This window comes from Rhizobium sp. AN68 (assembly GCF_030758035.1).
Classification (GTDB): Bacteria; Pseudomonadota; Alphaproteobacteria; order Rhizobiales; family Rhizobiaceae; genus Agrobacterium; species Agrobacterium tumefaciens.
The window spans coordinates 2,746,995-2,768,084 of record NZ_JARWMI010000003.1 but is presented as its reverse complement, the minus strand read 5'-3'; the positions used below and the strand labels follow the sequence as shown (position 1 = coordinate 2,768,084).

Annotated in this window: 20 protein-coding genes and 1 pseudogene; 8 read left to right on the top strand and 13 right to left on the bottom strand. The window is 56.1% G+C overall.

Features of this window, described 5'->3' with window-relative positions; translation table 11 throughout:
* Window positions 1–79: 79 nt before the first annotated feature.
* The 3 genes from RBH71_RS26380 to RBH71_RS26370 form a co-directional block, all read right to left on the bottom strand.
* Window positions 80–847: a M48 family metallopeptidase gene (locus RBH71_RS26380; RefSeq protein WP_003516341.1), complete on the bottom strand. Its 768-nt coding sequence runs from the start codon at window positions 845–847 to the stop codon at window positions 80–82.
* Between the two features lie 68 nt (window positions 848–915).
* Window positions 916–2,148 carry a polyhydroxyalkanoate depolymerase gene (locus RBH71_RS26375; protein WP_003516342.1) on the bottom strand — a complete coding sequence of 411 codons (1,233 nt, stop codon included), beginning with the start codon at window positions 2,146–2,148 and terminating at the stop codon, window positions 916–918.
* A 125-nt stretch (window positions 2,149–2,273) separates the two neighbouring features.
* Window positions 2,274–3,116, bottom strand: coding sequence for a fumarylacetoacetate hydrolase family protein (locus RBH71_RS26370; RefSeq protein WP_003516343.1), 843 nt, complete (start codon window positions 3,114–3,116; stop codon window positions 2,274–2,276).
* Between the two features lie 127 nt (window positions 3,117–3,243).
* On the opposite strand from RBH71_RS26370, the gene RBH71_RS26365 reads away from it, so the two are divergent.
* Window positions 3,244–3,846 (top strand): nitroreductase family protein, encoded by a 603-nt coding sequence (locus tag RBH71_RS26365; RefSeq protein WP_111802475.1) that lies wholly within the window; start codon window positions 3,244–3,246, stop codon window positions 3,844–3,846.
* Between the two features lie 103 nt (window positions 3,847–3,949).
* Here RBH71_RS26365 and gyrB read toward each other — a convergent pair whose 3' ends face one another.
* The 5 genes from gyrB to RBH71_RS26340 form a co-directional block, all read right to left on the bottom strand.
* Window positions 3,950–6,385: a DNA topoisomerase (ATP-hydrolyzing) subunit B gene (gyrB, locus tag RBH71_RS26360; RefSeq protein ID WP_003516345.1), complete on the bottom strand. Its 2,436-nt coding sequence runs from the start codon at window positions 6,383–6,385 to the stop codon at window positions 3,950–3,952.
* Window positions 6,386–6,540: 155 nt separating this feature from the next.
* Window positions 6,541–6,906 carry a helix-turn-helix domain-containing protein gene (locus RBH71_RS26355; protein WP_003516346.1) on the bottom strand — a complete coding sequence of 122 codons (366 nt, stop codon included), beginning with the start codon at window positions 6,904–6,906 and terminating at the stop codon, window positions 6,541–6,543.
* Window positions 6,903–7,472: a Smr/MutS family protein gene (locus RBH71_RS26350; protein WP_003516347.1), complete on the bottom strand. Its 570-nt coding sequence runs from the start codon at window positions 7,470–7,472 to the stop codon at window positions 6,903–6,905. The genes RBH71_RS26355 and RBH71_RS26350 overlap by 4 nt, the downstream gene beginning before the upstream one ends.
* Window positions 7,469–8,581, bottom strand: coding sequence for a murein transglycosylase A (locus RBH71_RS26345; RefSeq protein WP_003516348.1), 1,113 nt, complete (start codon window positions 8,579–8,581; stop codon window positions 7,469–7,471). Before RBH71_RS26345 ends, RBH71_RS26350 begins: the two co-directional genes overlap by 4 nt.
* Entirely contained in the window at window positions 8,578–9,276 is a 699-nt protein-coding gene (locus RBH71_RS26340; protein WP_003516349.1) for a Tim44/TimA family putative adaptor protein, read from the bottom strand. Before RBH71_RS26340 ends, RBH71_RS26345 begins: the two co-directional genes overlap by 4 nt.
* A gap of 141 nt (window positions 9,277–9,417) precedes the next feature.
* Between RBH71_RS26340 and RBH71_RS26335 the strand changes: the two genes are divergently transcribed.
* A complete protein-coding gene (locus RBH71_RS26335; protein ID WP_003516350.1) occupies window positions 9,418–9,975 on the top strand; it encodes an FxsA family protein in 558 nt (185 codons plus the stop codon).
* A 99-nt stretch (window positions 9,976–10,074) separates the two neighbouring features.
* Window positions 10,075–10,557, top strand: coding sequence for a protein-export chaperone SecB (gene secB / locus RBH71_RS26330; RefSeq protein ID WP_003516359.1), 483 nt, complete (start codon window positions 10,075–10,077; stop codon window positions 10,555–10,557).
* Between the two features lie 120 nt (window positions 10,558–10,677).
* Here the strand turns inward: secB and dnaQ are convergent, their stop codons facing one another.
* Genes dnaQ through RBH71_RS26305 form a run of 5 tightly spaced genes read right to left on the bottom strand, consistent with a single transcriptional unit; the run spans window position 10,678 to window position 14,285 of the window.
* Window positions 10,678–11,379: a DNA polymerase III subunit epsilon gene (gene dnaQ / locus RBH71_RS26325; protein WP_003516361.1), complete on the bottom strand. Its 702-nt coding sequence runs from the start codon at window positions 11,377–11,379 to the stop codon at window positions 10,678–10,680.
* Entirely contained in the window at window positions 11,372–11,980 is a 609-nt protein-coding gene (gene coaE, locus RBH71_RS26320; RefSeq protein WP_003516365.1) for a dephospho-CoA kinase, read from the bottom strand. Before coaE ends, dnaQ begins: the two co-directional genes overlap by 8 nt.
* Window positions 11,980–12,840, bottom strand: a complete 861-nt coding sequence (locus tag RBH71_RS26315) for a shikimate dehydrogenase (protein ID WP_003516366.1) — start codon at window positions 12,838–12,840, stop codon at window positions 11,980–11,982. The genes coaE and RBH71_RS26315 overlap by 1 nt, the downstream gene beginning before the upstream one ends.
* Window positions 12,833–13,432, bottom strand: a complete 600-nt coding sequence (locus RBH71_RS26310) for a Maf-like protein (protein ID WP_003516368.1) — start codon at window positions 13,430–13,432, stop codon at window positions 12,833–12,835. Before RBH71_RS26310 ends, RBH71_RS26315 begins: the two co-directional genes overlap by 8 nt.
* Window positions 13,433–13,463: 31 nt before the next feature.
* On the bottom strand, window positions 13,464–14,285 hold the full coding sequence (locus RBH71_RS26305) for a pyruvate, water dikinase regulatory protein (RefSeq protein ID WP_003516369.1): 822 nt from the start codon (window positions 14,283–14,285) through the stop codon (window positions 13,464–13,466).
* Window positions 14,286–14,692: 407 nt separating this feature from the next.
* Between RBH71_RS26305 and hemE the strand changes: the two genes are divergently transcribed.
* From hemE to mnmG, 5 genes and pseudogenes are all read left to right on the top strand, one after another.
* Window positions 14,693–15,727, top strand: a complete 1,035-nt coding sequence (gene hemE, locus RBH71_RS26300) for a uroporphyrinogen decarboxylase (protein ID WP_111802466.1) — start codon at window positions 14,693–14,695, stop codon at window positions 15,725–15,727.
* Entirely contained in the window at window positions 15,724–16,269 is a 546-nt protein-coding gene (gene hemJ / locus RBH71_RS26295; RefSeq protein WP_003516373.1) for a protoporphyrinogen oxidase HemJ, read from the top strand. Before hemE ends, hemJ begins: the two co-directional genes overlap by 4 nt.
* Window positions 16,270–16,454: 185 nt before the next feature.
* Window positions 16,455–17,720 carry a transcription termination factor Rho gene (gene rho / locus RBH71_RS26290; protein WP_013637014.1) on the top strand — a complete coding sequence of 422 codons (1,266 nt, stop codon included), beginning with the start codon at window positions 16,455–16,457 and terminating at the stop codon, window positions 17,718–17,720.
* Window positions 17,721–17,805: 85 nt separating this feature from the next.
* Window positions 17,806–19,136: pseudogene (gene mnmE, locus RBH71_RS26285) on the top strand (tRNA uridine-5-carboxymethylaminomethyl(34) synthesis GTPase MnmE).
* A 62-nt stretch (window positions 19,137–19,198) separates the two neighbouring features.
* Window positions 19,199–21,082 carry a tRNA uridine-5-carboxymethylaminomethyl(34) synthesis enzyme MnmG gene (gene mnmG / locus RBH71_RS26280; protein ID WP_111800716.1) on the top strand — a complete coding sequence of 628 codons (1,884 nt, stop codon included), beginning with the start codon at window positions 19,199–19,201 and terminating at the stop codon, window positions 21,080–21,082.
* The last annotated feature ends 8 nt before the right edge of the window (window positions 21,083–21,090 follow it).

Genomic DNA, 21,090 nt, shown 5'->3' with positions numbered 1-21,090 from the left:
GACAAGAGTCGAGCCAAATCGCACCCGTTTTCCATGGAATGTTTCACGTGAATCCAGATGGCGATGCACGCCTCCACTTTCAATCAAAATCGATGGCGTGGAGTTTAGAGCCGTGACGTTTCAGCCATTCCTTGGCTTCCTGCGTATGCGGGCAGAGTTTTTCGCACAGGGCCCAGAATTTCGGGCCGTGGTTCATTTCCCGCAGATGCGCAACCTCGTGGGCTGCGAGATAATCGATGACCTTTTCCGGAGCCATGACGATACGCCACGAGAAACTCAGATTTCCATCATGGGAACACGATCCCCAGCGGCTGCGGGTGTCCTTCATGCTGATGGATCGCACGGGCTTTCCGGCCGCGCTCGCGTGAACCGCAACAAGCCTCTCCAGATCAGCCTTCGCTTCCTTTTTCATAAACATGGCCACCCGTCTGCGCAGGTGTTCGGGCGCTCCGCTGACTTTCAATACCGCCGTGCCGTCCTCGTCTTTGGAGATATGAGTCAGGCCACGCAGGCTGCCAGTGTGATGGATACGATGGGATACGCCGCGAATATCAACCGACGCACCATGACACAAACCGTCATCTGGGGTGATTTTCGAAAGCTTGCCTTCAATCCAGCCCTGATGCCTTTCGAGAAAATCATCCACCTGGCCATGGTGAAGCCCCATCGGGATCGTCAGCTTCAGAGCCCGGCCGCCGGGTTCGATGCGCAAGGTGATGCGCGTGGCGCGCGGATTTTCCTTCACCGTAATGGGCACATGACGGCCAGCCACCTCGACGGTGCGCTGGCTGGGCGCTACCTTTTTCGGCGCAGGCGACTTCACGGATTTTCTGAGGAACGAAAACATGGACTGTTCATAGCCGATTCGACACCGGCTTGGCCACGCAAATGCGCGGCATCGCCTGGCTTCCAGCGCTAGTCAGTCTGGTTCTTGCGGATGAATTCCACCATGCGCGGCACAATCTCCTTGCGGAAACGCGACCCGTTGAAAACGCCGTAGTGACCGACGTCGGGCTGCATGTAGTGCCCACGCTTTTCATCGGGGATGTTCCGGCAAAGATCGTGTGCGGCTTTGGTCTGGCCCACACCGGAAATATCGTCGTTTTCGCCTTCCACGGTGAACAGCGCGACGTTACGAATGGCAGCGGGATCGACCGCCCTGCCCCTATGCTGCATGTTTCCCTTGGGAAGCGCGTGTTCGATGAAGACGGTTTCCACCGTCTGCAGGTAGAACTCCGCCGTCAAATCCATCACGGCCAGATATTCATCGTAAAAATCGCGATGCTTCTCAGCGGAATCGCCGTCGTTCTTGACGAGGTTCAGGTAGAAATCCTTGTGTGCCGTCATGTGCTTGTCGAGGTTCATGGACATGAAGCCGGATAATTGCAGGAAGCCGGGATAGACATTCCGGCCAAAAGCCGGCTGCGGCCACGGTACCTGCATGACGACATTGTCGCGGAACCATTCGATTGGCTTGGCCGTGGCCAGACCGTTGACAGCTGTGGGATTGATGCGCGTATCGATCGGACCGCCCATCAGCGTCATGGATGCAGGCGCGAAACCGTCACCATCGGCTTCCATCAGGGACACTGCGGCCAGAACCGGAACCGAGGGCTGACAAACAGCGACCACATGGGCGCCGGGCCCGATCTCGCGCAGCATATCGATGACGTAGCTGATGTAATCGTCGAGATCGAATGTCCCTTCGGTGACTGGCACCATGCGGGCATCGATCCAATCGGTTATATAGATATCCGCCGATGGCAGCAGCGCCTCGACCGTTCCCCGCAGCAATGTGGCGTAGTGGCCTGACATAGGCGCCACCAGCAGCACCTTCGGATCTGGTTTGCGGGCCGCATCGAGTTCTTTTTTGAAATGAACGAGATTACAGAAGGGACGCGACCAAATGATCTCTTCAGTGACGGCAACGGTCCGGTCATCGACGGTGGTAGTCGCCAAACCGAACTCCGGCTTGATGTAACGGCGCGTCAGGCGCTCGAATACCTCAAAGCCTGCGTCGAGGCTTCGCCCGAAGGCGGTGCTGGAAAGCGGGTTCAAAGGATTGCTGCATGCCTGGCGCATCATATCGGCACCGGCGCGCAGTGGCGCCATCGCCGCATGGTTCATTTCATAGAGGTGGTAGAACACTGATTACGCCTCCTCGCGGATCAAGCTCTTTTTTTGACCATAGCAGCTTTTCGCAACTGCACAAAATCGAAGGCGCCGGTGGTTTCCCTCCGGCGCCTCAATTTCAGTTGAACGTTTGTTGATAATCAGATGTCGGCAACGAAGGTCTGTTTCTGGGAACCGAGGCCTTCAATGCCGAGTTCAACGACATCGCCGGTCTTGAGGTAACGCGGGGGCTTCTGGCCCATGCCGACGCCCGGAGGCGTGCCGGTGGAGATGACGTCGCCGGGATGGAGAGACATGAACTGGCTGAGATAGGAAACGACATGCGCGACGCCGTAAACCATGGTCTTGCTGGAGCCGTCCTGCATTGTCTGGCCGTTGACCTTCAGCCACATTCCGAGGTTCTGCGGATCGGTGATTTCGTCCTTCGTGACCAGCCAGGGGCCGATCGGACCGAAAGTGTCGCAGGATTTACCCTTGGTCCACTGTCCGGCACGCTCCGTCTGGAACGCCCGCTCAGAAACATCGTGCGAAACGCAATAACCGGCGACGTAGTCGAGAGCATCGGCCTCAGATACATATTTCGCGGTCTTGCCGATGACGACGCCGAGTTCGACTTCCCAGTCGGTCTTCTCAGAACCGCGCGGAATGACAACATCGTCGTTCGGACCGACGATTGCCGAGGTCGCCTTCATGAAAATGACCGGTTCCGGCGGTACGGTCGCACCGGTTTCAGCGGCGTGGTCAGAGAAATTGAGGCCGATGCAGATGAATTTTCCGGTTCCGGCAACACAAGCGCCAATGCGCTCTTCGGAGATTACGGGAAGAGTGCCGAGGTCGATGGCGGCAATCTTCTTCAGGCCTTCCGGAGAAATGGCTTCACCGCCAATGTCTTTGACATGAACAGACAGATCGCGGACTTTTCCTTCCGCGTCGAGGATCGCAGGTTTTTCCTGGCCAGGCTGGCCAACGCGCATCAATTTCATGGAACTCTCTCCCGGTTGTCAGACAAGGTGATGCATATATGAACGATACATTCATACTTGTCACCCCTTGACTGCTTCGACTTTCGAAAAATACCTTTTCCCTCCCGACAATCAAAAGGACACGCCCGTGACAAACAGCAATTCCCGGCAATCCGAATATCCCGTCGATCCACTCTTCCTCGATCGCTGGTCTCCGCGCGCATTCGATGGAGATGCGATGCCAAACGAGCATCTGCTGACCATTCTCGATGCCGCGCATTGGGCGCCATCGGCATCCAACCAGCAACCGTGGCGGTTTGTCTACGCGCACAAGGATAGCGAGGATTGGCCGCTCTTCGTGGAACTGCTGATGGAAGGAAACCAGCGCTGGGCAAAAAATGCCTCGGTGCTACTCTTCGTCCTTTCCCGCGACCACAATATTTCACGCGCGGGTGAGAAAAAGCCTTCGGCGACGCATTCCTTCGATGCCGGTGCGGCATGGTTTTCACTCGCCATGCAGGCGCATCTGCTCGGTTACCACGCCCATGGCATGGCAGGCATATTTAAAGATCAGATCGTGGAAAAGCTTGACGTTCCGGATGGATATAAGGTGGAGGCCGCAGTTGCCATCGGCACATTGACCGACAAGGCTGTTCTTCCTGACGATCTGGCAGAACGGGAAGTACCCAGCAAGCGCCTCCCCCTTTCGGACGTAGCTTTCAAGGGGCGGTTCACCGGCAAGGCCGATTGATATCCGACAACACAGATGACAAAAGGCCCGGCGGAAATTGACCGCCGGGCCTTTCGTTAAAGTTTCGTTTCACGTGAATCGTCACGCGAGACGTCCCACAGGATTAAATGTCGAGATTGGCAACGCTGAGCGCATTTTCCTGAATGAAGTCGCGGCGCGGTTCCACCTCATCACCCATCAGGCGCGAAAACAGGCCGTCGGCATCCGTCGCATCGTTGACCTTGACCTGCAGCAGCGAACGCACATTGGCGTCGAGTGTGGTTTCCCACAGCTGCTCGGCGTTCATTTCACCGAGACCCTTGTAACGCTGCATGGAAAGACCCTTGCGGCCAGCGGCGAAAATAGCATCCAGAAGCGCACGCGGTCCGGCCAGTTCCATGGTGCCGTCCTTGCGTTGCAGAACCGGCGGAGTGACGTAAATATCGCGCGTGCGGGCCGCGAGCTGATCGATATGACGGGCATCGACCGAACCGATCAGGCCCATATCGAGCGTCGAGATTTCCTTGACACCGCGTACCATGCGCTCGAAGCGCAAGCCGCCATCTTCCAGCACCATGCCGGACCAGCCGCGTTCGGTTTCTTCCGCGATCATGTCCAGACGCCGGGCCACTTCGGCAACGGTTTCCTGGGCACGGGCAGCATCGGCCGAAAGCTCGGGGTTCAGGGCGCCGGCAATGGCGGCCTGTTCCACGATGGAGCGGCTGTAGCGGGAATGCAGACCGTCGATCAGCGTGCGCATGCGCACCGCATCGAGAATGACCTCACGAAGGTCAGCGCCGATGCGTACTTCGCCGGAGCCGAGCGTCAGCGACGTATCCTCGATGCCCATCGAGATCAGATATTCTTCCAGCGCCTTCTCATCCTTGAGATACTGCACGGATTTGCCGCGCGTCACCTTATAAAGCGGGGGCTGCGCGATATAGAGATGGCCACGCTCGATCAGTTCCGGCATCTGGCGGAAGAAGAAGGTCAACAGCAGTGTACGAATGTGGGCGCCATCAACGTCAGCATCCGTCATGATGATGATCTTGTGGTAGCGCAGCTTGTCTGCGTTGAATTCGTCCTTGCCGATCGACGTGCCGAGCGCGGTAATCAGCGTGCCTATTTCCTGGCTGGACAGCATCTTGTCGAAACGGGCGCGCTCAACGTTCAGGATCTTACCGCGTAGCGGCAGGATGGCCTGCGTTTCGCGCGAGCGGCCCTGCTTGGCCGAACCGCCTGCGGAGTCACCCTCGACGAGGAAGAGTTCGGATTTCGCCGGATCGCGTTCGGAACAATCGGCGAGCTTGCCGGGCAGAGAGGCGATATCGAGCGCACCCTTGCGGCGCGTCAGTTCGCGCGCCTTGCGGGCGGCTTCACGGGCAATGGCCGCTTCCACCACCTTGCCGACAAGAATCTTGGCGTCGGACGGATGTTCCTCTAGCCAGGTGGACAGGGCCTCATTGACGAGACTTTCCACGACAGGGCGCACTTCGGACGAAACGAGCTTGTCCTTCGTCTGCGAAGAAAACTTGGGGTCGGGAACCTTGACGGAAAGAATTGCAGTCAGTCCTTCGCGGCAGTCCTCACCCTGCAAGCTGACCTTTTCCCTTTTCATGATGCCGGAAGTCTCGGCATAGGATGTCATCTGACGCGTGAGCGCCGCGCGGAAGCCAGCCATATGGGTGCCGCCGTCGCGCTGCGGAATGTTGTTGGTGAAGCAGAGCACATTTTCGTGGTAGCTGTCGTTCCACCAGAGCGCGACCTCAACCGTGATGCCGTCCTTTTCGCCATGAATGGCCACCGGCTTGTCTACCAGCGGTTTCTTGGCCCGGTCGAGATAACGCACGAAGGCTTCAAGACCGCCATCGTAGAGCAACTCTTCCTGCTTGATATCAGAATGACGCTTGTCGGTGAGCACGATACGAACACCGGAATTCAAAAACGCCAGTTCGCGCAGGCGATGCTCCAGCGTACCAAAATCATAATCCGTCATGGTGAAGGTGTCGGGGCTCGCCAGGAAGGTGACTTCCGTGCCGGAGCGGCCTTCATATTCGCCAATGACCGAGAGCGGAGCATCGGCAACCCCATGGGTGAAGCCGATTTCGTGCAGCTTGCCATTGCGGCGGATTCTGAGCTTCAGCCAAACCGAAAGCGCATTTACGACCGAAACGCCCACGCCATGCAGACCGCCGGAAACCTTGTAGGAGTTCTGGTCGAATTTTCCGCCCGCATGAAGCTGCGTCATGATGACTTCCGCGGCGGAAACGCCTTCGGAAGAATGGATATCAGTCGGAATGCCGCGTCCGTTGTCCGTTACCGTCACCGAACCGTCGGCGTTGAGCGTCACCGTCACCAGATCGGCATGACCCGCAAGCGCCTCGTCGATGGCGTTGTCGACCACCTCGTAGACCATGTGATGCAGACCGGAGCCGTCATCGGTATCGCCGATATACATGCCGGGCCGTTTGCGCACCGCATCAAGACCCTTCAGGACCTTGATCGAATCGGCTCCGTATTCAGTGTTGGCGCCGACTTCGCTTGACGATGTTTCGGTCATAAGTACTCTTTCCAAAATTTCCTGGCCAAGTTTTCAGTGAGAAGGCCTGAAGCCCGCGAATCACTCAAATCCGACATACGACTATAGAAATTCTACACTCAATCCCAAAGGCCACATGCCTCAGAACGCTGCATAAAGCAGGGGATAGAGGGGTTTCAATCGCAAGAACGGCTTTTTTGTAGCACCGCTGACAGTTCCTCTATCACACTCAGCGGCAGCTTGCGAATATCCCGCGCCAGCCGATTGGCAAAAGCCGTATATTGCGGCGGCAGACCGACCGTGTCGATCGCCACCTTGGGGTCGGAGGAGCCGGCGAGAAAGAACAATTCCTCCGCCTCATCCCAGATGATGTTGAAATATCCGGCGATGCGCTGGAGGAGATCGAAGCTCGGTTTGCCGCGTTTGCCGTGCTCCAGTGCCGAGAGATAAGCGGGGGAAACGCCGATTGCCGCTGCCATCTCCTTCTGTGTCACGCCCTTGCGCTCACGAAGCAGCCGCACGGCTTCTGCAAAGGGCGTCATGATTTTTCACCCTTGCGGCGCGCCAACCGGACATAGAGAGCGCCATCGCCGCCGTGATTGGCGGATGCGTCCTCATAGGATGAAATCAAATAACGATATTCCGGTTTGGCGAACCACATGGGCACGGCCCTTTTCAGCGCACCATCGCTGCCGATGGAGCGACCCTTGCCGGTTATGACGAGCACGTGCCGGAGGCCCCGTTCGTGCGCCCGCAATAGAAAATCGAGCAGAACCGCATGGGCTTCGCTCTGAAACATGCCGTGCAGATCGATACGGCCTTCCAGCGGCAACCGCCCGCGCGTCAACTTGCGCTTAACCGGCTTTTCCATCGGTTGATGAATTTTTGGCTTCTTGTCCGGCGTAAAGGTCGAAACGTCCACCGGCTCCGCGAGCATCCTTGGGAAGACGGCGTTTGCCGTTTGCGGGACGACAGGTTCCGCCGCGGCTTCCTCGATATCGTCGAAAGCCAGCAAATCTTCCAGCCTGCCGGAGATGGGTCTGGCTGTTCTTGCGACCTTACCCCACAGAATGCGTTCTTCCTTGCCAAGCTTTCGACTGCCCTTCATCGCCGATACCTTTTCGCAGCAACATGCGGCAGCAGCATATAGAAATCGGCGTCGTTGCGCACCGTGCCTGCAAGTTCCCCGGCTTCGAAACCCGAGCCGGTGAAAATGTCGCCGCGTGCCGGGCCAACGATGGCCGAGCCGGTATCGAGCGCCAGCATCAACCGCGCGAAGGGCTTGCCATTATCCAGGTGGGTCAATGACGGCGCATGGATAAAGAAGGGAAAACCGAAGGTGTGGATGAGCCTGTCCACCGCAAGCGCCCGCCCCGCGACCAGCGGCACCTTGGCGGCGGCGATCGGTCCCATATCCAGGCCGGCAACATCAGCCTCCCGGAAAAAAATATAGGAGCGATTATGCCATAGCACCCCATCCACCTCATCCGGATGGTCGGCGAGCCATTTGCGAATTGTCTGCATCGAGATCGTTTTCGGATCCAGTTCCCCACGATCCAGAAGCAACCGACCGATCGGCGAGAACGGATGCCCGGCCTTGGCGGCATAGGTGATGCGTTTCACCTCTCCATCAGGAAACAGAAGACGGGCAGCACCCTGAACGTGGACGAAAAACAGATCGACCTTCGATCTCGCCCAGGCAATCTCAAGCCCCCTGCCCTGCAGATATCCTTCGTCGATCGCGCGGCGATCGGGAAAATAGGAAATGCCGTCCTCGCCCTCTCTACCAAAAGCATAGGACAGATCAAAACCGCTCGGGCGATTTTCGTCGTCGATATCCACCAGCTCCGGTGGGCGGCGGTAGACCGGATACTTCCAGACATCGTCGCGGACTGACGATACCTCAAGCTCCGGTTCATAAAAGGCAGTTACAAAACCGCGTTTTCCGCCGGGTGGTGAAATTTTGAAAGGCACACAATTCGTCTCGAAAAACCGGCGGGCCTGCTGGGGACTATCCGCTTGTTCCTCATCGGCCAGTTCCAGAAGCGAGGCCAGTTCGCCGGCGGTGAGACCCAGCGCGCCGGTCCTGTAGGGTTTTGAATTCCGAAGATGTGACAGGATCGTCCGCATCGCCGGAAACAGCTTACGCGGATCATCCTCCTGCCATCCCGGCAGATCACCGAAAGAAACTTCTTCGAACGAAAAGGGCGTGTTCATTGCTCGGATTCAGTGGCGATCAGCTTCCAGTTGGGATCGCGCGAGCGGACATCACGCGAGAAGGTCCAGATGTCGTCCACTTCCGCAACCGCATCGGGATCGCCGTCCACCAGCTTGCCATCCTTGTCATAGGTGGCCGAAATCAGCTGGCTGACTATTCTGAGCGTGATCTGCTCTTCGGAATCGCGGATACCGGCCTGGGTGATATCGGCCTTCTCTATTCCCACGAAAGTGGACTTGACCACCTCGCCGCGACTTTCCCGCTCGGAAATGGCCGCCTCGAACCCGTCGAAAACTTCCTTCGACAGAAGGTTCTTCAACGTCTTGCGGTCACCATCGGCAAAACCCATGACGATCATCTCATAGGCCATGCGGGCGCCGTTCAGGAATTCCTTGGGGCGGAAGGTCGGGTCCTTGGTCATCAGCTCGCGCAGGGATGTATTCAAGGCAGTATCGACGGGTGCCAGAGCATCCGCCTCGGCAAAGCGGTTTTCGTCCTCCGCCTCAGAGCGTTTGGGCAGGGTCACGACCTTGTTATCGTCCGTGACGGGGCCTTTCGCGACATCGCGCGGCGTGTAAGGGTCGAATGGCGGCTTCTCATTGCCGGTTCGGCGACCAAGAACGCTGCGCAGCTGAAGAAAGATCAGCACCGCTGCAACGAGAAAAAACAATGTGATAAAGTCGCTAAAGCCCATCTTTTACCAAAACCGCCATTTAAATTCAAAAACCTGAACATCATATAGTCTGCATCTTATCATCATTCAAATGTGCAGATTCAATCATCGGTGTTCTCGGGGACCGGCAATCTGCCAGAGATGCACACGCAAGGCTAGAAGATGCGTTTTTCCTTTCTCCCCATTGTCATCCTGATGATGCCAATCCTGGAAATTGCCGGTTTCATCATCGTCGGCAAGACAATCGGCCTGTGGCTGACATTGGCGCTCGTCCTGTTCACGTCGTTTCTGGGGTTGCTGATCCTGCGGCTCGGCGGCATCGGCATGGTGAGAAATCTTCAGGCCGCAGGGCGCACCGGCGCCCAGCCTGCCGATGAGCTGGTCAATGGCGCCATGCGCGTCGTGGCGGGCATCCTGCTGTTCATCCCGGGTTTCATCACCGATATACTCGGTCTCCTGCTTTTGTCGAAAACGGTGAGACGTTTTTTCTGGAAGATCCTCGGACCCCGCGTCGTCGTGGCCGGTTCTTTTCGCCAGTCGGGTCAACCCGGCGGCCAGACCGGGCCGCAACCCGGTGACTTTTCCGGGTTCAGCAATGGTCAGGGAAATAAGGGTAGCTCCAAGGTCGTGGACCTCGACGAAGAGGAGTTTCACCGCGAAGGGCCCAAGGATTCTCCCTGGTCCCACAAGCCGGATGATCGCAACCTGCCCAAACCCTGAAGCACGGCAAAGGGTTAGAGAGGCGAGAGCACGAGGGTTGTAAGGCTCAAGTCGAAATGATAGACCGCCTTCCACGAAATCACGCCGCGAGGAAACGTAATGACCGCTGAAAATGGCGCACAGGGCGCAGTTAGTCCTTCCCTCAACATTCTTACCCAGTACATCAAGGATCTTTCTTTCGAAAATCCGGGTGCTCCTCGTTCGCTTCAGGCTCGTGACAATGCGCCGTCGATCAACATCAATGTCAATGTCAACGCAAACCCGATTTCTGGTTCGGATTTCGACGTTGTGCTGACGCTGAATGCCGAAGCCAAGGATGGCGACAAGGTTCTGTTTGCTGCCGAGCTGGTTTATGGCGGCGTGTTCCGCATTGCCGGTTTCCCGCAGGAACATATGCTGCCGGTGCTGTTTATCGAGTGCCCGCGCCTGCTGTTCCCCTTCGCACGCCAGATCATCGCCGATGTCACCCGCAATGGTGGCTTCCCGCCGCTGATGATCGATCCGATCGATTTCGCGCAGATGTTTTCGCAGCGCGTTGCCGAGGAACAGGCCAGAGCCAAGGTTCAGGCCGTACCGAACTGAATTGCACGCGACGCCGCTCTTTTTAGAGTTCAGACAAAACAAAACCCGGGTTCATCGCCCGGGTTTTTTATTTGACGGTTCTCGTCATTTTTCAACGGCGCATCTAAGCGCCAGGCGCACTTAATTCTGGTAACGGTTCCAGATCGCCTTGTCGCCCATGCCGAGAACGAGCTTGCCGTGCGCCGCGATGGTCTCCGCATCCAGTCTTGATGGTAGAGGATGCGGTCTTTGCAACGGCTCATTCGGGACATCATCATCCTCAATAGTGACCGCTTGCTGTTTGGAGCCGGAACCGAAACCGAGCGCTGTCTGGCGCCCACCAATCATTTCTATGTAGACTTCGGCGAGCAGTTCGGAGTCGAGAAGCGCGCCGTGTTTGGTGCGGTGGGAGTTGTCGATCCCGTAACGCCGGCAAAGTGCGTCGAGGGAATTCGGACCCATCGGGTGCTTGCGGCGTGCAAGCGAAAGCGTATCCGTCACCAATTCAGATGAGACCGGCGCAATGCCGAGGCGGGCAAATTCCGCATTGATAAAACCCATGTCAAATGTCGCATTATGCGCCACCCATCGGGCACCTTCAAAAAATTCGCGGATTTCGTCGACGACTTCGGCGAATTTCGGCTTGTCTTTCAGGAAGTCGTCGGTGATGCCATGCACCGCAAGCGCGTCCGGGTGAACCTTGCGATCTTCCGGGTTGATATAAATATGCAATGTGCGGCCGGTCGGAAAATGATTGTTGAGCTCGATTCCGCCGATTTCGATCACGCGGTCCAGTTTCGATTCAAGGCCTGTGGTTTCCGTATCGAAAATGATCTCACGCATTTTTCTCTCCGTTGCCCGAACCGGCACTTAGTCTCTGCAGAATTTCTCTTACCTGATCCCGCGCAGCTTCGACACCATTTCCGCTATCGATGATAAAATCGGCGCGCCGGCGCTTTTCGGCATCGGGCATCTGCCGGGCCAATATCATTTCGAATTTCTCTTCCGTCATGCCGGGACGGGACAAAACCCGCTGGCGCTGTATTTCCGGCGCGCAACTAACAACGACTACTTTATCGACCCTCGTTTCCGCGCCGGTTTCAAACAGCAGCGGGATATCGAGAACGGCGAAATTTTGATTTTCCTCTCTCGCCTTACGGAGAAAAGCTTCCTGTCTTTCACGAACAAGCGGATGGACGATTGCTTCCAGCTTGCTAAAATTAGCCGGATTCTCCCTGAGGATGTTACCGAGTTCAAGACGGTCGACCGTGCCGGAAATGGTCGTGCCCGGAAAGGCGGCTTCGATCATCGGCACGGCTTCTGCTGAATAGAGGTCGTGCACAACCGCATCAGAATCGAGAACCGGTATCCCTTCCGCGGCAAACAGTTTCGCCGTGGTCGTTTTTCCCATTCCGATCGAGCCGGTGAGACCGATGACGATCATCAATGTTTCTCCATATCCTCAATGATGAGGCAACGAAGAGTGTCATCAACTTCCGGCGTTTTGCCGAACCATTTTTTAAAGCCGGGTTTTGCCTGATGAAGGAGCATGCCAAGCCCATCGACCGTCGCAATACCCTGCGTCTGCGCCATCTGGAGGATGGGGGTTCTCAACGGCACATAGACGATATCGGTTACAACAGCACTTGCAGCGAGCGGCGAAAAATCAATCTCGGGCGCTTCCGTTCCGTCCATACCCAGCGATGTCGTGTTCACAAACAACCCGGCGTCCTGCATGACTTCATGAAGCGCGCCCTGAGGATGAGAAAAAACCCGTGCACCGAAACGGTCGGCCATTTCACGGGCACGTTCGACCGTGCGGTTCAGGACATGGATTTCGGCAATGCCGCGGTCCCGCAGCGACTGAACGACGGCCCTGCTTGCACCGCCGGCTCCGAACACCACCGCCCGGTCGGTTTTCTCCCATCCGGGATGGCGCTCATCGAGATTGGAAACGAAGCCATAGCCATCCGTGTTGGTGGCATGCAGCCTGCCCTCTTCCATCCAGACGGTATTGGCTGCACCCAGTTCCTCCGCCAGCTCGTCGGGACTATCCGCCAACTTAAAGGCCGCTTCCTTGTGCGGGATGGTGACATTGCCACCCACCGCTGCACCAGGTCCCTGTTCCTTTAGTGCCGTGATGAAATCGGGGAAGTCATCGGGGGCAACCTCAATGGCCTTATAGGAGCCGGGTATCCCGAATTTCTTCAGCCAGTAGGAATGGATGATCGGTGACCGGGAGTGCTTGATCGGATAACCGACAACGAAGGCGTTTATAGTTAATGTTTCACGTGAATCAGCCATCGATGACATCCATGTCGCGCAGTTTCATTAAGAGAGGCAGAAGCGGCAGGCCAAGAATGGTGAAATAATCCCCCTCTATCGAAGTAAATAGCTGGATTCCTTCGCCCTCGAGCTGATAGGCACCGACACTGCTCAAGGCCTTTTCACCCACGCGTTGCAGGTGGCGGGAGACGAATTCGGCGCTCAAAGTTCGCACCAAAAGCTCGGCACTGGAGATCGTCTGCCATACGACATCACCCCCGCGGGCAAGAACGGCTGCACTGTTCAGGCGATGAACCTTGCCGGATAATGAGAGCAGATGTCCTTCGGCTTCGGCCATGGTTTTTGGCTTGTGGTACACCCGGGCACCGAGCGCCATCGTCTGGTCGCATCCAAGAACGAGTGCTCGCGGATGCAGGGCACTTACCGCAAGCGCCTTGGCCTTGGCCAGTTCCAACGCAACCTCTTCCGGCTTTGCGCCATTTTTTTCCAGCTGCTCGTCGAGCGCGCGCTCGTCAATATCCGCCGGGATTGCCGAAAATGTCAGCCCCGCATTGCGCATCAACATCTGACGGGATGCGCTGGACGAGGCGAGGATCAACTCTTGTTTCATCGACTGTCTGCTCCGAATGTTGCGATCCGGATTATCGTGTCCTCGGGCGGAGGGCAAGGATTGCCGCGGCCGTTTCCTCTATGGAGCGGCGTGTAACGTCGATCAGCGGCCAATTGTTACGGGCACAGAGCGCACGCGCATATTTCAGCTCTTCCATGATGGTGGCGCGATCCGTGTAGCGCCCGCTGTCAAATCCACCGGTCGTGCCGAGTTCCCGGTTTTCACGTACCTGCGATATGCGGTCCGATGTCGCGACGAGACCAACGATCAAAGGACGGGTGGCGGCATAAAGGCTTTCCGGCAACGGCACGTTTGGAACGACCGGTATATTGGCGGTCTTTATGCCTCTGTTGGCGAGATAGATGCTTGTCGGTGTTTTCGACGTTCGACTGATCCCAATGATGACGATATCGGCTTCGTCATAGCTTTCCGGCATTTGCCCGTCATCATGGTCCATCGCAAAATTGAGCGCTTCGATCCGCGCGAAATAATCCGCGTTCAGCGCGTGCTGCGCCCCGACCCGCCGTCTCGAAGGTGCGCCGAGATAGGTCTGGAAAATGCCGATGATCGGTTCGAGGACGTTGACGCAGGGCACCCCGATCGCGTGACAGCGCAAATCCAGGAACTCGGCCAGCTGCTGATCCACGATCGTATAAAGAACGATGCCCGGTTCCTTGTCGATCAGATCCACCACCTGGGCGAGCTGCTTCTGGTTCCTGATCATCGGATAAACATGTTCCACCGGCATCGAAGCGTGGAACTGCGCCGAGACGGCACGACCGGCCGACATGAGAGTCTCTCCGGTTGAGTCCGAAATCAGGTGCAAATGGAAGAAACTTTTTTTGTTCTCCACGCTGTTTTTCTCTCGCTGTTGATAAACCGGGACAAACTTCCGAATTATTCCGCGGGCCGAGCCGCCTCGTGGATAAAGTGGGTTTTTTCCACAATCCGCAAGTGGCGTCCTTGCTATCAGGCATGCCTGTGAATTGTCTGGAAACTCTGAACTTGTTCAAAACTGTCCACAGATGATCCACAGGCAACGGCTTCAGAGGATAGAACTTAAATAGCTGAAACTATTATATAAATATCTATTATCCCATTTATTGCGATGAAGCGATGAAATGCCGTGTTCAGGTCTTGGCGCTTACACCCGACTGCGGCATATCGACTGGAAAGATTTTAATCCTTGCTACTCACCGACTCTAAGAAATAGAAAATCTTTTAAATCTCTTAGATTTTATTTTTTGGAAGTTGGGTGGCATGAGCGAGCGTAAGGTTTTAAAGGTGTTGAACGGGCAGACGGTCACACCTCCGCCCATATGGCTGATGCGGCAGGCAGGGCGTTACCTTCCGGAGTACAGGGAAACGCGAAAGAACGCCGGCAGTTTCCTCGATCTCTGTTATAATCCCGAACTGGCAACCGAAGTGACCCTTCAGCCCATTCGCCGGTTCGGTCTTGATGCAGCTATCCTCTTTTCCGATATTCTGGTGATACCGGATGGGCTTGATCGCAATGTTTCCTTCAGCGAGGGAAAGGGTCCGGCCATGGATCCGATCGACGCGGATGGCATCGACAGGCTGGATGCGAGCAATGTCATTGCGCATCTTTCGCCCGTTTTCGAAACCGTCTCACGCTTGCGCCAGACCTTACCGGATGAGACGACGCTTCTCGGTTTTTGTGGTGCGCCCTGGACGGTTGCAACCTACATGATTGCCGGCCACGGAACGCCTGATCAGGCGCCGGCGCGGTTGTTCGGTTATCGGGAGCCGGCAGCCATGGAAAAGCTTCTTGCCTTGCTGGCTGAGGTTTCCGCCGACTACCTTGTGGCGCAGATTGATGCCGGGGCCGATGCGGTGCAGATTTTCGATTCCTGGGCCGGGGTGCTTGGCGAGAAGGAATTCGAGGAATACGCGGTAAAACCGGTCGCCCGTATCATCGCTTCGGTGCGCGCTCGCCGCCCCTCCGCGAAGATCATCGCCTTTGCCAAGGGGGCCGGTTATCTTTTGAAGGATTATCGCCGCAAAACGGGCGCAGACGCCATCGGGCTCGACTGGTCGGTGCCACTCGGTTTCGCAAGGGACTTGCAGAAGGAAGGCCCGGTACAGGGCAATCTGGACCCCATGCTGATGGTGGCGGGTGGCAAGGCTCTGGAGGACGGTATCGACGCTGTGCTGCAGGCTCTGGGACAGGGACCGCTGATCTTCAATCTCGGCCATGGCATCACGCCGCAGGCCGATCCGGAAAACGTTGCAAGGCTGGTGCAGCGGGTGCGTGCCGGCGGAGCCGGGGCATGAGCGGCGAGAAGCAGACCTCCGCCCGCTCAGGAAACAGGGCTGCCCTTCGCGCAGGTATGGCGCTCGGTGTCTTTGCCGCTTTTGTCGCGCTGTTGTTTTACGCCGATCCGGCCGATCTCTATCTGTGGATCAAGGCGCTTCATATCATCGCGGTGATTTCCTGGATGGCGGCGATTTTTTACCTGCCGCGCCTGTTCATTTACCACACCGATGCACCTATCGGTTCGCAGCAATCCGAAACCTTCAAGGTGATGGAACAGCGGTTGATCAAGGTCATCATGAACCCGGCGATGATGATCAGCTGGATATTGGGGCTTTATCTCGCATGGTCGGTTTATGGTTTTTCCGGCGGCTGGCTACATGCGAAAATCGCACTGGTGGTGCTACTAACCATCGCCCACGTCTATTTCACCCGCAGTGCCAAACGGTTCGCCCGGGATGAAAATATCAGGCCTGCCCGTCACTGGCGGTTGATGAACGAGGTTCCGACGGTACTGATGATCCTCATAGTCATACTTGTGGTTGTGAAACCCTTCGGTTAAGAGGTCGCAACGATAAATTTCGCGGAATTCGTGCTTTCCTCTTGCAGTAGCCCTATTCAATCGCTATTTTCGGACCACTCATCTCGTGGCATGTGAATTATTCAGTCATCTGCGGCTTCTCCCTCAGCATCTGATTCGCGAACACGCCCTCCCCCGACATTACATTATCAAACGGTCTTTCCTTCATGGCTGAAATGAAGCTTCAGGAACTTAAGAGCAAATCGCCTACCGACTTGCTAACTTTTGCTGAATCCCTGGAAGTTGAAAATGCGAGCACCATGCGCAAGCAGGAGCTTATGTTCGCAATCCTCAAGGTTCTCGCGAGCCAGGACATCGAAATTATCGGCGAAGGCGTCGTTGAAGTCCTGCAGGACGGTTTCGGTTTTCTACGGTCCGCAAATGCAAATTATCTGCCGGGTCCGGACGATATCTACATTTCGCCCTCGCAAATTCGCCGTTTCTCTCTGAAGACCGGCGATACTGTCGAGGGGCCGATCCGTGGACCCAAGGAAGGCGAACGTTATTTCGCGCTTCTCAAGGTCAACACGATCAACTTTGACGATCCTGAAAAGATCCGTCACAAGGTTCACTTCGATAACCTGACGCCGCTTTATCCGAATGAGCGGTTCAAGATGGAGCTGGAGCTTCCGACATCGAAGGATCTGTCGTCGCGTGTGATCGATCTGGTCGCGCCACTTGGCAAGGGCCAGCGTGGATTGATCGTCGCGCCGCCGCGTACCGGTAAAACTGTTCTCTTGCAGAACATCGCGCATTCCATCACGGCTAACCATCCGGAATGTTACCTGATCGTGCTTCTGATCGACGAACGTCCGGAAGAAGTCACCGACATGCAGCGCTCGGTCAAGGGTGAGGTGGTGTCGTCAACCTTCGACGAACCAGCTGTACGCCACGTCCAGGTGGCCGAAATGGTCATCGAAAAGGCGAAGCGCCTTGTCGAACATGGCCGCGACGTCGTTATCCTGCTCGATTCCATCACCCGCCTCGGCCGAGCTTATAACACGGTCGTTCCGTCTTCCGGCAAGGTCCTGACCGGTGGTGTGGATGCCAACGCGCTGCAGCGGCCGAAGCGTTTCTTCGGTGCCGCACGTAACATCGAAGAAGGTGGTTCGCTGACGATTATCGCGACCGCGCTGATCGACACCGGCAGCCGCATGGACGAAGTCATCTTTGAAGAATTCAAGGGTACGGGTAACTCGGAAATCGTGCTTGACCGTAAGGTCGCTGACAAGCGTATCTTCCCGGCGCTCGATATTCTCAAGTCCGGTACACGTAAGGAAGACCTGCTCGTGCCGCGTCAGGATCTCCAGAAGATTTTCGTGCTTCGCCGCATTCTCGCGCCGATGGGAACGATGGATGCCATCGAGTTCCTGATCGACAAGTTGAAGCAGACCAAGACCAATTCGGATTTCTTCGAATCGATGAATACCTGATCCGGAGTTTTACCGGTCCCATCGACAAAGCTTTAAAGCCGCATCCGTTCATTCGGATGCGGCTTGACTGTTTTAACCGAGGTGAATGATGCCAGCTTCCGCCGATACCATTTATGCGCTCTCCAGTGGAGCATTGCCGGCCGGCGTCGCAATTATCAGGATCAGTGGGCCCGGCGCGTTCGAAGCCTTTGTGACGTTGACCGGTCGTGACCTTCCCGCACCGCGGCAGGCGGTTTTGTGTTCGATCGAAACCGAAACAATGAGATCATCGACCAGGCGCTGATGGTCGTTTTCCCTGGACCCAATTCCTTTACGGGTGAGAACTGCATCGAAATCCACAGCCACGGCAGCCGTGCGGTTGTCGCATCAATTTTTGCCGAGCTCGAACTGCTCGAAGGATTTCGGCCGGCGGATGCCGGCGAGTTCTCCCGCCGCGCGTTTGAAAACGGGAAGATGGATCTTCTCGAAATTGAAGGTCTGGCGGATCTGCTGCAGGCTGAAACGGAGATGCAGCGGCGGCTGGCGGTTGAGCAGAGCACTGGTAAGCTGTCAGCGCTCTACGATGGCTGGGCAGGCCGGTTGACGCGTGCTCGCGCCCTGATCGAGGCGGAGCTGGATTTCGGCGACGAGGAAGATGTGCCGGATTCAGTTGCCGCGCAGGTGTGGGACACGATGATGCAACTTCATAGCGAAATCACCAGCCATCTCCAGAACGGCGGAAGCAGTGAGATTATTCGTGACGGGTTCAAGGTGGCGCTGGTAGGGGAGCCTAACGCTGGCAAGTCCACGCTTCTTAATGCTCTGAGCGGCCGTGACGTTGCTATTGTCACTGACATTGCTGGTACGACCAGAGACGTGCTGAGCGTCGATATTAATCTCGACGGTTACCTGGTCCGCATATTCGATACGGCCGGAATTCGGGAGACGCAGGATGTGGTCGAAAAGGAAGGCGTAAGGCGGGCCGTTCTGACAGCGGAAACCGCGGATTTTATTTTGGTATTGCAAGATAACGATTCGACTCCGAAACAATCGATCATTTCGCTGGAAAATGCTCGCCATTTGCATCTACGGACGAAAACCGCGATTTCCTCTTCTACAGTTGACGCTGTTTTTGATCTCGCCATCTCCGCCAGGGAAGGCGTCGGTCTCGACGAATTGCGTCTATTGATCAAGCGAGAGATTGAAAGCAGGGTTGGTGTTGCACAGACATTGGTCCCTGCCCGCGCCCGGCACAAAAAACGACTTGAAGAGACGCTGAACTATGTTAGTGATGCGCTCAATTCCGAGACCATGGACCTTGCGATAAGGTCTGAATATTTGAGACTCGCAGCAACATCGCTTGGACGCATTACTGGCCGCGTCGATGTGGAAGATTTGCTAGGCGTGATCTTCTCGGAATTCTGCATAGGAAAATGATTCACGTGAAACATTGGTGGCCAATACGGCAAAGCCGATGATTTGGGATAAGGCGCGGAGATATGCACCAGTCATTTGATGTCATTGTTATCGGTGGTGGACATGCCGGCAGCGAAGCTGCGGCGGCCGCTGCGCGACGTGGCGCTAAAACCGCTCTCGTTACCCATAAGCGAGAGACTATTGGGGTGATGTCCTGTAACCCGGCAATCGGTGGTCTCGGTAAGGGACACCTGGTCCGCGAAATAGATGCGCTGGACGGTTTGATGGGCCGGGTTGCTGATGCAGCGGGAATTCAATTCCGTATGCTCAATCGCAAAAAAGGCCCCGCCGTCCGCGGGCCGCGCACGCAGGCTGATCGGCGGCTTTATCGCGAGGCAATGCAGCGGGAAATCAATACGATTGAAAACCTGACTATTATTGAGGGTGATGCTTTCGATATTGAAATGGCGGATGATAAGGTCTCCGCCGTAATCATGGCAAACGGTAGCCGGATTCCTTGTGGTGCTGTTGTGTTGACGAGCGGCACTTTTCTACGCGGCCTTATTCATATCGGCTCCGAAAAGATTCCCGCAGGCCGTGTTGGTGAAAAGCCGTCTGTCGGTCTTTCCGAAACACTTGCCCGCCTCGGCCTTGCCATGGGGCGATTGAAGACTGGCACCCCTGCCCGTCTTGATGGTCGCACGATCGATTGGGAAGGCGTGGATCGGCAAGCGGCCGATGAAGATCCCGTTCCGTTCTCCTTTATGACGGATCGCATTGTCAATCCACAGATCGAATGCGGCGTAACCCGAACGACGCCGGCCGGACACAAGATCATTCAGGATAATATTCATCTGTCAGCGATGTATTCGGGACAGATCGAGGGTGTTGGTCCGCGCTATTGTCCGTCGATTGAAGACAAGATTACACGCTTCGGTGAACGGGACGGTCATCAGATATTTCTGGAACCAGAAGGCCTTGATGACCACACAATTTATCCAAATGGAATTTCGACGTCGCTTCCTGCCTCAGTTCAGGAGCAGTTTATCCGCACCATCCCCGGCCTTGAGCAAGTCAACATCATTCAGCCCGGCTACGCGATTGAATATGACTATGTCGATCCGCGTGAGCTGAAGCCTTCTCTGGAATGCCGGAAAATTCCGGGATTGTTCCTGGCAGGGCAGATCAATGGCACGACGGGTTATGAAGAGGCAGGTGCCCAGGGTCTGGTTGCCGGATTGAATGCGTCGCTATATGCAGGCGACGCAGACCCTATCCATTTCAGTCGTACCGAATCCTATATCGGTGTGATGATCGACGATCTCACCTCCAAGGGTGTCAGCGAACCCTATCGCATGTTTACGTCAAGAGCCGAATATCGGCTTTCACTTCGCGTTGACAACGCTGATCTGCGACTTACACCTATTGGTCAGATGGCCGGCATTATCGGGCATGACCGCCAAAAACGCTTCGCAGATTTTATCTCCGATCTGGATCGGGGTCGCGAGCTGATGAAGAGCATTTCCATCAGTCCCTCCCAGGCTGCTAAACAGGGATTGAAACTCAACCAGGACGGTCAGCGTCGTTCGGTTTATGAAATGCTCGCCTACCCCGATATCACAATGGAAACTCTTACCGCTCATTGGCCGGAACTACGGGCGCTTAATACCAAGGTCGCTGAGGTTTTGGAAATAGAAGCGAGTTACGCTGTCTATATGCAGCGCCAAAGCGCGGATATTGTCGATATCAAGCGCGATGAAGACAGAAAAATTCCCAATGATTTCGATTTTCAGTCTTTGTCCGGTCTCTCCAACGAACTGAAACAAAAGCTGGAAAAGGCACGTCCAGAGAACATTGCCCAGGCTGCGCGTGTTGACGGTATGACACCTGCTGCGATATCGCTGCTTCTCGCACTTCTGCGGAAAGGCTCCGCATCAGGAAGTGAAAAATTGCGCGTGCACCAATAGCGAGTCGG